The following is a 13,108-nucleotide window of genomic DNA, read 5'->3' as shown; positions in this document are numbered from 1 at the left end:
ATGAGGCCCTTGTCGCACTTCGGGGTGCTTTGACGCGCAAGAATATTTCGCCCCGAGGACTTTCAAGGACCGCCGCAACAGGACACGCGGCTACAGGAGTAAGATAATGACATTTGGACGGGTAAACCCGCAATTCCGCTTGCAAGATCAAGGGATCGAAGGTCTGGGAAATGTCTATTACAACTTTATGGAGCCTGCCCTCATTGAGTCTGCGCTAAAACGCGGCGAGGGTACTCTGGGCAACGGCGGCGCCTTTTTGGTCAGCACCGGCGAATTCACCGGTCGCTCTCCAAAAGACAAGTTCACTGTCCGGACCCCAATGACCGAAGACACCATCTGGTGGGAAAACAATGCCCCGATGGAATCTGACGCTTTTGATCGCCTGCATACCGATATGCTGGAACACATGAAAGGCCGTGACTACTTCGTTCAGGACCTGACCGCAGGTGCTGACCCGTCTCACGCCATCAACGTGCGCGTTGTGAACGAGCTGGCCTGGCACAACCTCTTTATTCGTCACCTTCTGCGTCGCCCGGATCAGGACGCGCTGGATGGCTTTGTGGCGGACTACACCATTATCAACTGCCCGAGCTTTAAGGCCGATCCCGCCAAACACGGGTGCCGCACCGAAACCGTGATTGCTGTGAACATCGAGAAAAAGATGATCCTGATCGGCAACACAGAGTACGCCGGTGAGAACAAAAAGTCCGTCTTTGGCCTGTTGAACTACCTGTTGCCGGAAAAAGGCATCATGCCAATGCACTGCTCGGCCAACCACGCCAAAGACAACCCTGTCGACAGCGCGGTGTTCTTTGGCCTGTCCGGCACCGGCAAAACCACACTGTCTGCAGATCCAAATCGCACCCTGATTGGTGACGATGAGCACGGCTGGTCTGATCGCGGCACCTTCAACTTCGAAGGCGGCTGCTACGCCAAAACCATCGGCCTCAACCCTGAGGCCGAGCCGGAAATCTACGCCACCACCAAGATGTTTGGCACCGTGATCGAGAACATGGTTTTTGACGAAGAAACCAAAGAGCTCGACTTTGAGGACAAAAGCCTCACCGAAAACATGCGCTGCGCGTATCCGCTGGACTCGATCCCGAACGCGTCGGACAACGGCCTTGGCGGTCACCCAAAGAACGTGATCATGCTCACCTGTGATGCGTTTGGTGTTTTGCCGCCAGTGGCTCGCCTGACACCAGCCCAAGCCGAGTACCACTTCCTGTCTGGCTTCACCGCCAAAATGGCAGGCACCGAGCGCGGCCTAACCGAGCCAACACCAGCCTTCTCCACCTGCTTTGGCGCGCCGTTCATGCCACGTCGCCCGGAAGTCTATGGCGCCCTTCTGCGCCAGAAGATCGCTGAGTTTGGCACCACCTGCTGGCTGGTGAACACCGGCTGGACCGGCGGCGCCTACGGCACTGGCTCCCGAATGCCAATCAAAGCCACCCGCGCTCTGCTGACGGCGGCTCTGGATGGCTCCCTGAACCACGTTGAGTTTCGCAAGGATGCCAACTTTGGCTTTGAGGTGCCGGTCTCTGTACCAGGCGTAGACGGTGCTCTGCTGGATCCACGCGGCACCTGGGCGGACAAAGATGCCTATGATGCGCAGGCAGCCAAGTTGGTTGGTATGTTCGCCGATAATTTTGAGCAGTACCTGCCTTACATTGACGCAGACGTGAAAGCAGCCGCCATCGGCTAAACGCCCTAAGCTCTTGCTTCGAAAAGCCCCGACAGTTGTCGGGGCTTTTCTTTTTTAGGCGCAGATAGGGGTGCATTGGCGCCTGCAAAGCCAGGAGAAAGCAGCCGCAGATTTCCCATTTTGAACAGGGGTCCCAAGAAACAAAAAAACCTGAGCATTCGATGCGATTTCTCTCTTGACCCCATCCCTGGAAGCGCCTAAATCGCACTTCACTTGCGGCGGTATAGCTCAGTTGGTTAGAGCAGCGGAATCATAATCCGCGTGTCCGGGGTTCAAGTCCCTGTACCGCCACCAAGAATTCCTAAGCCCGGATGGACCGCCATCCGGGCTTTTCTTTTGGCCCAAAAGCCACGTCACAAAACAAAGCGGCGGACCCCTTGGACCCGCCGCACGCACTTATTCAAAACCACCTTCAATCGGGGCCAGTGTTAGTGTTTTGCCGACAACATCGTCTCCAGCATCATTGCACTCTTGCGCGCTTTGTCCGCGGCCTCCTCTCGAACCACGCCATATCCACGGATGTCCTTTGGCGCAGTCAAAAGCGCCCAACAGGACTCACGATCCTTTTCGCTGTAACCGCTCTCGACCAAATCAAGAACACTTTCAAACCACTCCAGCAGGTCACGATCCAGCTTGCGATCAGCGCTGAACCTAAACGGGTCCGCGATCGAGCCACGCAGGACACGTGCCTTTGCCAGCACCCCGAGCACCGGGCGCATCCACGGCCCCAGCTTGATCTTCTTTGGGCGGCCTTGTGAATCACGCCCCAGGGGCAAAATTGGCGGCGCCATGTGGTAATTCACCTTAAAGTCGCCCTCAAACTCCTCATTCAAACGCGCGGCAAAACCGGTATCCAACTGAAGACGCGCAACCTCATACTCATCCTTATAAGCCATGAGTTTGAACAGAGACTTTGCAGCTTCGATCAGCAACTCTTCTGGCAACACCTGTGCCAGCGCCGTCATGCGATCCTCAAACCGTACTGCATAAGACGCGCTCTGGTAGTCGGTAAGGAAAGCAGCCCGCTTTGCGATCACAGATTCTGAGGTTTCCGCAGCATGGGGCGTTTCCAGCGAGATCGCCTCCGGATCATGCGCAAGCACCCGCCCGATATCAAACGCCTTGGCGTTTTTCTCTACAGCCACGCCGTTAAGAAGGATCGCCTGCTTTAGCGCCACCTCGCTGACCGGAACCAGCCCGCGCTGATAAGCGAATCCAAGCATCATCACATTGGCAAACACACTGTCTCCCATGAGCTTGTCTGCCATATTATTCGCATTGAGGGCCCGCACGTTATCTGCGCCAACCGCCTTGCGAATAACCTGCTCGCGCAAGCCAACCTTCAGGTCCGCATCACGATTGAGCACCAGATCGCCGGTTGGCATTTCCGCCGTATTCAGCACCACCTGTGCGCCCTCGCGATAGTGGACACTGGCCTTGGGCGCGGAACTTACCACTACGTCACAGCCAATCACAGCATCCGCGGCGCCACTTTCAATACGCACCTGGTTCACCGCCGATGGACTTATGCCCAGACGGATGTAGCTCAACACCGTGCCAAATTTCTGGGCAAATCCGGTGAAATCCAGAACAGAACTGCCAAGGCCTTCCAAATGCGCGGCCATTGTGATCAAAGCCCCGACGGTCACAACCCCTGTGCCTCCCACGCCGGTCACCAACAAATCGAATGGCTTGTCCAAGGCTGGCACCGCAGGCGCCGGCACATGGGCCAACAATGAGGTCACATCAACCTCTGCCCCATCCTTGCGACGTCGTTTGGCCCCTGTCACCGTCACGAAGCTTGGGCAAAACCCATCAACACAGGAGAAGTCTTTGTTGCACGTCGAAAGGTTGATCTTACGCTTGCGGCCAAATTCAGTCTCCACCGGCTCCACGCTCAGGCAATTGGACGCTTTTGAGCAATCCCCACAACCTTCGCAAACCAAATCGTTGATAAAAGCAAAGGTATCCGGATCTTCCATAGTGCCGCGCTTGCGACGGCGGCGTTTTTCGGTCGCGCAGGTCTGCTCGTAAATCAGCAGCGTCACACCTTCGATGTCGCGCAACTCGCGCTGCACCGGATCCATGTCATTGCGGTCATGGAAAGATGTGTCCGGCGGGAAATCTCCTTTGGAGAATTTGGAGATGTCGTCACTGACCAAGGCGATCCGCGCCACCCCCTCAGCGCGTGCATTCCAAGCGATGCCGTGCACCGAAACAGGACCGTCCACAGGCTGTCCACCGGTCATTGCCACCGCGTCGTTGAACAAAACTTTGTAGGTGATGTTGGCCTTTGCGGCCACCGCTTGGCGGATTGCCAATGACCCAGAGTGATACCAGGTCCCCTCGCCAAGGTTTTGGAAGATATGCTTGTTGCCATTGTATTTTTGCGCAACGGCCACAGGCACACCTTCTCCGCCCATCTGGGCGTAGCCCCCGGTTTCCCGGTTCATCCAGCTGGCCATCACGTGACAGCCAATGCCACTCATCGCTTTAGACCCATCAGGCAATTTGGTGGAGGTGTTATGTGGACAACCAGAACAGAAATACGGCGTGCGGTTCGCCCCGGAAACATTTAGCAAAGGCGGCTGCTCTTCGGTTAGCACCGCTGCCTTCTCCAGCAAGCCTTCGTCTGGGAAAAGACGGGCCAACCGCTCAGCCACCACCGGAACCAAAACTTTAGGAGACAGCTCGCCGGTCCAAGGCAACAAAGGATCGCCCGCGGCCCGGTGTTTGCCAACCATCTTTTCCGGTTTATCACCTGGCCAGTCATAAAAGTACTCTTTGAACTGGCTCTCGATAATGCCGCGCTTCTCTTCCACGACCAGCACTTCTGTTTTGCCGCGCACAAAGGCCAACGCGTCTCGGCGCGCCAACGGCCACACCATGCCCACTTTGTAGACGTCTATGCCCAATCGCCGACAAGTCGCCTCATCAAGGCCCAAAAGACGCAACGCCTCCATGAGGTCCAAATGCCCTTTACCGGTGGTTACAAACCCAAATGTAGCCTCCGGAATGTCGTAGATACGCTGATCAATTGGATTGGCTTCAACAAATGCCTCCACCGCATTCAACTTATGTTCAATGCGGGTCTCGATTTCCGGGCTGGGCAAATCGCTGGGGCGTACGTGAAGACCGCCTGCAGGCATGTCAAATTCTGGCGTCACAAACGCTCGGTCCGGGACCAATTCCACAGACCGCCCGGATTCCACCGTTTCAGAAATCGCCTTGAACCCAACCCAAGTTCCCGAGAAACGCGATAGCGCGATGCCATATTCACCAAAAGCCTGATACTCATCAACGCTGGCCGGATTGAGGGTTGGCATGAACCACGACATAAACGCCACATCCGATTGGTGCGGCATCGAGGAACTGACACATCCGTGGTCATCGCCGGCCACAACCAGCACACCGCCTTTGGGGGAGGAGCCATAGGCGTTGCCGTGCTTTAGAGCGTCGCCGGACCGGTCCAGGCCCGGTCCTTTGCCATACCACATGGAAAACAGCCCCTCGACGTCGCAATCAGGGTCCAGCGTTGCTTGCTGTGCCCCCAATACCGCTGTTGCGCCAAGGTCTTCATTTACAGCGGGCATAAAGGTGATGTTCTGATCTTTCACCCGATCCCGCTCGCGCCAGAACTCCAAGTCCAGCGCTCCAAGAGGAGACCCGCGATATCCGGACACAAAGCCCCCTGTGTTCAGCCCAGCGTTTCGGTCGCGTCGCGCTTGATCAAACATGATCCGTACCAGCGCCTGCGTGCCGGTCAGGAACACTCTCCCTTCCGTACGATCATATCGGTCTGACAGGGCATAACTTTCAAAATTGTGGCTGGCTTTGGTCATTGGTCGCGCGCTCCTCCTAGATTCTGAAAGGATCTCACGAAATTGCTGGATTGCCGTTCCAAATCACCATGGTTCCGGTATAGTAATGGTTCAGAAAACCGAAAACCCCCACGAAGCTGGATCGTTATGCCATGAACTTGGACTCGAAAGACCGGAAGTTGCTCGCTTTATTGGAAAAAGACTGCCGTTTATCCAACGCGGAACTGGCCTCCGAAATTGGCATGTCGACCTCTGCCTGTTGGCGCAGGATCCGCGCCTTTGAGGATGCAGGGCTCATCGCAGGCTACGGCGCGCGCTTGCGACCAGAGAAGCTCGGTCTCGCTTTTCACGCGATTGTGCACGTTCAACTCACACGCCACGATCCAGCCAATCTGAAACGCTTCATCGAAGCGATCACCGCCAGAGAAGAAATCCGCATGTGTTTCGCCACAACCGGCACAGCAGACTACCACATGCGCGTGCGCTGCACCGACATCGAAGCATACAACCGTTTCCTCGAGGACTTCCTCTTTACCTTGCCTGCGGTAAGTTCGGCACAGACAAACGTCATACTCAGAGACTTAAAGCCCTAAGCCTTGCTCTCGCGCCAATTTCCCGGCTACTTCTGAAGCAAAGGCAAAGCGAGCTTCTGCAATGAGCAAAATGATCTACATCCTGAATGGCCCCAACCTGAATCTTTTGGGTAAGCGTGAGCCGGAAATCTATGGCCATGACACCTTGGCCGATGTGGAGACAAATTGCGCCGCTGTAGGTAAGATCCTAGGGCTATCGGTGAAACTACAGCAATCCAACCACGAAGGCGAGATTGTCGAAATGATCCATGAGGCCCGAGAAAACGCTGCAGGCATAATCATCAATCCGGCTGCCTACAGCCATACATCCGTGGCAATCCTTGATGCGCTCAACACCTTTGAGGGGCCGGTACTGGAGGTGCATATCTCCAACATCCACAAACGCGAAACCTTCCGCCATCACAGCTATGTCTCTGCCCGTGCGGACGGCGTGATTGCCGGTTTTGGCGTCAACGGATATGCCTTGGCGATGCAGCACATGGGCACTTTGTTGGCGTAATTCGCCCCCGAGGCAATCAACCTCGGAGGCGCAATCAAGGCTCGTCGATTTACTTCTTCCGCATCGCATCCAACAGCGCCGCACCCAGTGCGCCATTGCCTGCGTCGATTTTACCACCCTGCTTAGGCTTGGCCGAAGAGTGCCCGCCGCCGCGCGGAGACTTACCCCGCGGGCCAGCGCCCGACCCTTTGCTGCCAAAGCCTGCGCGCGCGTTACGATCCTCTTTCGCGCTTGCTCCACCATCCTTGCGCATTGACAGACCAATCCGTTTACGTGGCACATCAACCTCGACCACGGTCACCTGCACCACGTCCCCGGCTTTCACCACCTCATGTGGGTCTTTCACAAAGCGGTCAGCCAACTGGCTCACATGCACCAAACCATCCTGATGCACGCCAACATCGACAAACGCCCCAAAAGCCGCCACATTGGTCACTGTGCCTTCTAGCGACATGCCTGGTTTGAGGTCTGAAATTTCTTCAACACCGTCCGTAAACGTAGCGGTTTTGAAGGTTGGTCGCGGATCCCGGCCTGGCTTCTCAAGCTCGCTCAGAATGTCGCGAACGGTGGGCAAACCAAACTTGTCATCAACAAAATCCTCCGCGCGCATACGTTTTAGCACCCCGTCATCCCCCATCAGGCTGCGCACATCCCGGCCGCAAGCCGAGATAATTTTACGCGCGACATCATAGGCTTCCGGGTGAACCGAGCTCGCATCCAGCGGCTCCTCCCCCTCAGAAATACGCAAAAACCCAGCACATTGCTCAAACGCCACGGGGCCCAGGCGGGCAACCTTCAGAAGATCTTTGCGCGTGCCAAAAGCGCCGTTGGCATCGCGATGTGCAACGACCGCTTCAGCCAAGCCAGGCCCAAGCCCCGACACATGTGCCAACAAAGGCGCCGACGCCATATTGAGGTCCACCCCCACGGCGTTTACTGCGTCTTCAACAACTGCTTCGAGCGATTTGCCCAGTCGATGTTGGTCCACGTCGTGTTGATATTGCCCCACACCAATTGATTTTGGCTCGATTTTCACCAGCTCCGCCAGCGGATCCTGCAAGCGCCGCGCAATAGACACAGCCCCACGCAACGACACGTCCAAATTCGGGAACTCGCGCGCCGCCAACTCAGATGCGGAATACACCGAAGCCCCGGCCTCGCTCACAACAACCTTGGTTGGTGCCTTCACGGCTTTCGGCAGGAGTTTGAGCGTCTCTCCCACCAGCTTTTCAGTCTCCCGGCTCGCTGTGCCATTGCCAATCGCGACAAGCTCTACGTTGTGCTTTGCAACCAACGCCAAAATGGCAGCCTCAGCCCCACGGATGTCATTCTTGGGCTGGAATGGGTAGAGCGTCGCCGTCTCCAACAGCTTCCCAGTGCTGTCGACCACGGCCGCCTTCACCCCGGTCCGAATGCCCGGATCCAACCCCAATGTCGCCTTTGCCCCAGCTGGTGCGGCCAAAAGCAAATCTTTAAGGTTGCGAGCAAAAACTTGAATGGCCTCTTCCTGTGCCCGGGCGCGCAGCTCGCCCATCAAATCCACGGTCATGGTCAAGCTCAACTTCACCCGCCACGTCCAGCCTGCAACCTTGCGCAACCAAACATCCCCAGGTGCGTCGCTGCGGGTTTCGAGATAACTCGCAACCATTGTTTCCGCGCGCTCCTTGCCGCCTTCCGGGTCCGGCCCGATATCCAGCGTAATCACGCCTTCCTTAGACGCGCGCATCATCGCCAACGCACGGTGGCTTGGCACTTTGGACCACAGTTCAGAATGCGCAAAATAGTCAGAAAACTTCGCGCCCGATTGTTCCTGACCTGCAATGACTTTGGCCGCCACAATCGCCTCTTTTTGAAGGAAGCCCCGTAACTCCCCCAACAACTTGGCGTTCTCAGTCAGCCCTTCCGCAACGATATCGCGAGCACCATCCAAAGCCGCCTTGGTGTCGGCCACAGTTTCTGAAAGGTAAGCCGATGCCAGAGCTTCCGGCGCGGCAGATCGATCCGCCAAAATGGCTTGCGCCAAAGGTTCCAGCCCATTTTCCCGCGCGATCATCGCTTTGGTACGGCGTTTCGGCTTGTAGGGCAGATAAATGTCTTCCAAGGCTGCCTTGGTTTCCGCGCCAACAATGGCCTTTGCCAGATCATCCGTCATCTTGCCTTGCTCAGAAATGGATGCCGCCACAGTTTCCCGACGGGCTTCCAACTCACGCAAATAGGCCAATCGCTCCGCCAAGGTGCGCAGCTGCGTGTCATCCAGCCCGCCAGTCACCTCTTTCCGGTAACGCGCCACAAATGGAACCGTCGCCCCCTCATCCAGCAAATTCACCGCTGCAGCCACTTGCTGTGATTGTGCGGAGATCTCCCCCGCAATGGTCCGGAAAATACGCGTGTTCGTGTCCAAAGGGGCTCTCCTGATCTGCGATGGAGCGTTCTTATTAGCATTGCCATCCACCGCGCCAAGCACCGATTTTGCCAGCCAGAAAAAACCAGCCGACAGGCTTTGCCCACCCGCGCAAAAACGCACAATACAACCTCCTCAAATACCCAATTGTTCAAAGGGAAACGCAATTTAGGATGTACGAAACGCCAAGGAGACGCATCAATGCCCATCACTCACAGCAGATACACCAATAGCGAAGTCTTAGATTTTCCTGGAGCGATTACCCTGCGCATCCTCCTAAGCGGAGAAGAGACAGGCGGCGCCCAAGAAGTCTTCGAGGACATCGTGCAACCTGGAATTGGCCCCGGCCGCCACGTGCATCACGATCAAGATGAAACATTTTTCTTTCTCGAGGGTGACTTCATCGTAGAAATCGACGGCACAGTACACGAAATGGCCCCAGGTGACGTTGCTTTTATCCCCCGCGGCACTGTCCATGCCTTCAAGAACGTCGGCACAACCGTTGGCCGGCTGCGGTACATTTTTTCGCCAGCCTTAAAAATGGAAGCCATGTTTCACGCGTTTCACAAAGCGGCCGCAGGTGGCGAAATCAGTGAGACCGATATGGCAGAAATCGCACAGTCTCATGGGCAAACTTTTGTTGGCCCACCTCTTTAAACGAGCCGTTGGAGCGGGCCTAAAAACAGGCACGCTCCAGATACCAAGGCAAGGCGCCTATCCCTCAAGACCGAGTTTTGACATCAAAGCGGACATGACCGCGCGTTCCGCATCATCCATGTTCGACTTACGGCTTTTGAAAAGCGTCGCTTGGGATTTCAACACAAGGGCATCACTCAGGATTTTCAGGTGATTGGCGCGCAAAGTGTCTCCGGTTGAGGTGATATCCGCCACGCCTTCAGCAGTCAGGTTCTTGATCGTTCCCTCGGTCGCGCCCTGGCTGTCCACCAGTTGATAGTCAGCAACACCGTTGTCCTGCAAATACTCACGCACCAGCCGGTGATACTTGGTTGCAATTCTCAAACGGAACCCATGTTTCTTCCGGAAAGCCGCAGACGCCGCATCCAGATCCTCCAACGTATCCACATCCACCCAACAGGCGGGCACGGCAATGATCAGATCAGCATGGCCAAAACCCAGCTCTGCTTTCTCCTGTACTTGCTGTTCCCACTGACCCAGCTTTTCGCGCACCAAGTCAGTGCCAGTGACACCAAGGTGAATGCGCCCAGCGGCCAATTCACGAGGGATTTCCCCCGCGGACAACAAGACAAGTTCGACGCCCTCGACACCATCAACGGCCCCGGCATACTCGCGGTCCGATCCGGTCCGGCTCAGAGCCACACCGCGTGCGCCAAACCAATCAAAGGTCTTCTCCATCAAACGCCCTTTGGAAGGCACTCCCAGTTTGATGGTCATAGCGCGTCCTCCAGTTGAACAAGAATGCCAGGGCGGATCACGCCACCAACAGCTGGAATTTCTTTTCCTTGCCCAAGCACCTGGGTCAGCGCATCATAACGCCCGCCGGAGGCCACTGGCGGCAAGTCTGCTCGACCGGGGACATAAAACCCAAAGACAAAACCGTCATAGTACTCCATCGACGTGCGGCCATAGCTCGCTTCAAACTCAAGGCTCGCAACGTCGACCCCACGCGCCTCAAGCGCATGCATCCGATCCCTTAGACGAAACGTAGCTTCCGTAATCGCTGGCATGTCCACGGCCAAATCACGAATATGCTCAAGCGCATTGGGCAAGGTTTCACACACGTTCAACAGGGCTTCGATGAGTTCCACTTGCAACGGTGAAATCGGATCTGCAGCGGCCTCGTCACGCAAGCCGTCGATCCGCTCTGCCACTTCCGCTTGCGACCTCAAGCCAATGTCGGGAAAGCCATGCGCCATTGGGTCGTCTTTAGCCAGAATAGCAGCGCGGCTGCCAGGCATTTCAACTCTGCCGGAATACCGATCCAACAACGCCTTGAATTTCCGCGGCCGCCAGATGTGGCGCGCCAGCGCACGCTTGCGACGCTCGGTTGTTTCCAAGCCAGCCACTGCGGCGGCGAGGATGCCAATGTCACCTGTTGCGGCGCGCAACTCGACGCCTTTCAGCGCCTCCTGCATCACCGCAAAAACTTCAGCATCACTTGCCGCAGGGTTCTCACGATCAAAAACCTCGTAGCCCACCTGAATATATTCATTGGCCCGAGCCGGATCATCTTCTTGCCTCCGAAACACCTCACCCGCATAGGTATAGCGCGCCGGTTCCGCCCCATGCGCCATGTGCATTTGCACCACCGGCACGGTGAAGTCCGGGCGCAGCATCTGCTCCCCACGCAGGGCATCCGACGTGACATACGCCCGTCCACGAATGTCCTCTCCGTAGAGATCAAGCAATGCTTCGGCCGGGAGCAATACCGGCGTTTCTACCGGCAGCGCGCCCGCAGCTTCAAAATCCGAAGCCAGTGCAGCAGCGCGCGCCCTGATTTTCGATTTTTGGGTCATCAGCCGGCCTGCCCTTCATTTTGACTGGCCAGAATTTCACGCACCTTCGCGATCAAATCACCACGCGGCACCTCAAATTGACTTGGGCGTTCTTTCCACTCTTCGTGGGTGGCCGTCTCAGCGATCTTGGCACCGAGGATCAAATCCTTGATCTGCACCACGCCGTTGGCCTTTTCATCACCACCTTCGATGATTGCCACAGGCGAATTACGCTTATCTGCATATTTCAGCTGATTGCCGAAGTTCTTCGGATTGCCAAGGTAAACCTCGGCACGAATCCGCGCATTGCGGAGTTCCGTAACCATGGCCTGATAATCTGCCATGCGGTCGCGATCCATCACGGTCACCACCACAGGGCCTGCGGAGACACCGCCCATACGCCCTTTCTCACGTAGTGCCGCAAGAAGGCGATCAACCCCAATCGACAGCCCCGTCGCGGGCACCGCCTGACCGGTAAAACGCTTGACCAAATCATCATAGCGCCCGCCGCCAGACACAGAGCCAAACTGCCGCTTGCGGCCCTTGTCATCAAAGATTTCAAAGGTCAACTCAGCTTCAAACACGGGTCCTGTGTAATAGCCCAAGCCGCGCACAATGCTTGGATCAATCTCGATCCGATCATTGCCATAGCCACCCGCAGCCAGAAGATCACCAATCTGTTCCAGCTCCGCAATGCCTTCGGCCCCCACAGCAGAGGCGCCAACAGCCCCGCGCAGGTTTTCAAAGGTCTTGGCCACGTCATCCGCCTTGGAGGTCAAAAACGCGATCACCGGCTCGATTTGATCGTCAGACAGTCCCACGCCGTCGATATAGGCACCCGACGCATCCAAACGTCCTTTGCCAAGCAGCTCACGCACACCGCTCTCACCAACTTTATCAAACTTATCAATGGTGCGCAGGACGTTGTCCTTGGCAACTTGGTCTTCGCCAAGCCCCATGACTTCCAACACACCATTCATGACTTTACGGTTGTTCACCCGCACCAGGTAGTCGCCGCGCGGAATGCCAACTGTCTCCAACGTATCAGACAACATTGCGCAAATCTCAGCGTCCGCCGCCATGGAGGCGGTGCCCACTGTATCTGCGTCACACTGATAGAACTGACGATAGCGCCCTGGCCCCGGCTTTTCATTGCGCCACACCGGCCCCATCGCGTAGCGGCGATAGGGATTTGGCAAATCGTTGCGGTGCTGCGCGTAAACCCGCGCCAAAGGCGCCGTCAAATCATAGCGCAGCGCCATCCAATCGCCGTTGTCTTTCTCGTCAAACTCCTGCCAGGCAAACACACCTTCGTTGGGGCGATCCACATCCGGCAAAAACTTCCCGAGCGCCTCAACGGTTTCCACCGCGCTGCTTTCCAAAGCTTCAAACCCATAGCGATGATACACCCCGGCGATCTGATGTAGCATCTCGGTGCGCTCGGTCACCTCAACACCAAAATAGTCGCGGAAGCCCTTTGGCGTGATTGCCTTAGGGCGCGGGGCTTTCTTCTGCTTGGCCATCGCTATGGTCCTTGTGAAATAATTACGTCAGTGCCTTTAGCGAATGGGGTGCCAATGGGCAAGGAGAGGCTCCTCTTGGCAACCAAAACGTC

9 protein-coding genes and 1 tRNA gene are annotated in these 13,108 nt (G+C 56.4%); 5 read left to right on the top strand and 5 right to left on the bottom strand.

Annotation, left to right across the window (positions count from 1 at the left end; genetic code table 11):
• Nucleotides 1-106: 106 nt before the first annotated feature.
• Together JXR15_RS20670 and JXR15_RS20665 are read left to right on the top strand one after the other, a co-directional pair.
• Nucleotides 107-1,705, top strand: a complete 1,599-nt coding sequence (locus JXR15_RS20670) for a phosphoenolpyruvate carboxykinase (RefSeq protein WP_422055088.1) — start codon at nt 107-109, stop codon at nt 1,703-1,705.
• A gap of 217 nt (nt 1,706-1,922) precedes the next feature.
• Nucleotides 1,923-1,999: transfer RNA gene (locus tag JXR15_RS20665), tRNA-Met, on the top strand.
• A 134-nt stretch (nt 2,000-2,133) separates the two neighbouring features.
• On the opposite strand, the gene JXR15_RS20660 is transcribed toward JXR15_RS20665, so the two are convergent.
• The gene (locus tag JXR15_RS20660) at nt 2,134-5,547 is read right to left on the bottom strand and encodes an indolepyruvate ferredoxin oxidoreductase family protein (RefSeq protein WP_422055087.1); all 3,414 of its coding nucleotides are present in this window, start codon (nt 5,545-5,547) and stop codon (nt 2,134-2,136) included.
• Nucleotides 5,548-5,678: 131 nt separating this feature from the next.
• On the opposite strand from JXR15_RS20660, the gene JXR15_RS20655 reads away from it, so the two are divergent.
• Both JXR15_RS20655 and aroQ read left to right on the top strand, forming a co-directional pair.
• Entirely contained in the window at nt 5,679-6,119 is a 441-nt protein-coding gene (locus tag JXR15_RS20655; protein ID WP_422055086.1) for an Lrp/AsnC family transcriptional regulator, read from the top strand.
• Nucleotides 6,120-6,180: 61 nt separating this feature from the next.
• Complete coding sequence (aroQ, locus tag JXR15_RS20650) at nt 6,181-6,618, top strand: type II 3-dehydroquinate dehydratase (protein ID WP_422055085.1); 438 nt, start codon at nt 6,181-6,183, stop codon at nt 6,616-6,618.
• Nucleotides 6,619-6,667: 49 nt separating this feature from the next.
• Here aroQ and JXR15_RS20645 read toward each other — a convergent pair whose 3' ends face one another.
• Nucleotides 6,668-9,019 (bottom strand): Tex-like N-terminal domain-containing protein, encoded by a 2,352-nt coding sequence (locus tag JXR15_RS20645; RefSeq protein ID WP_422055084.1) that lies wholly within the window; start codon nt 9,017-9,019, stop codon nt 6,668-6,670.
• A gap of 201 nt (nt 9,020-9,220) precedes the next feature.
• Here JXR15_RS20645 and JXR15_RS20640 point away from each other — a divergent pair, with 201 nt between their 5' ends.
• Entirely contained in the window at nt 9,221-9,676 is a 456-nt protein-coding gene (locus JXR15_RS20640; protein ID WP_422055083.1) for a cupin domain-containing protein, read from the top strand.
• A 57-nt stretch (nt 9,677-9,733) separates the two neighbouring features.
• Here the strand turns inward: JXR15_RS20640 and hisG are convergent, their stop codons facing one another.
• Genes hisG through hisS form a run of 3 tightly spaced genes read right to left on the bottom strand, consistent with a single transcriptional unit; the run spans nt 9,734 to nt 13,016 of the window.
• Entirely contained in the window at nt 9,734-10,432 is a 699-nt protein-coding gene (hisG, locus tag JXR15_RS20635; RefSeq protein ID WP_422055082.1) for an ATP phosphoribosyltransferase, read from the bottom strand.
• Nucleotides 10,429-11,514 (bottom strand): ATP phosphoribosyltransferase regulatory subunit, encoded by a 1,086-nt coding sequence (locus JXR15_RS20630; protein ID WP_422055081.1) that lies wholly within the window; start codon nt 11,512-11,514, stop codon nt 10,429-10,431. Before JXR15_RS20630 ends, hisG begins: the two co-directional genes overlap by 4 nt.
• The gene (gene hisS / locus JXR15_RS20625) at nt 11,514-13,016 is read right to left on the bottom strand and encodes a histidine--tRNA ligase (protein ID WP_422055080.1); all 1,503 of its coding nucleotides are present in this window, start codon (nt 13,014-13,016) and stop codon (nt 11,514-11,516) included. Before hisS ends, JXR15_RS20630 begins: the two co-directional genes overlap by 1 nt.
• Nucleotides 13,017-13,108 lie beyond the last annotated feature (92 nt).

This window comes from Shimia sp. (genome assembly GCF_049116215.1).
Classification (GTDB): domain Bacteria; phylum Pseudomonadota; class Alphaproteobacteria; order Rhodobacterales; family Rhodobacteraceae; genus Shimia.
Note: the sequence above shows the minus strand (reverse complement) of the source record. Positions and strands in the feature narration are given on the sequence as shown.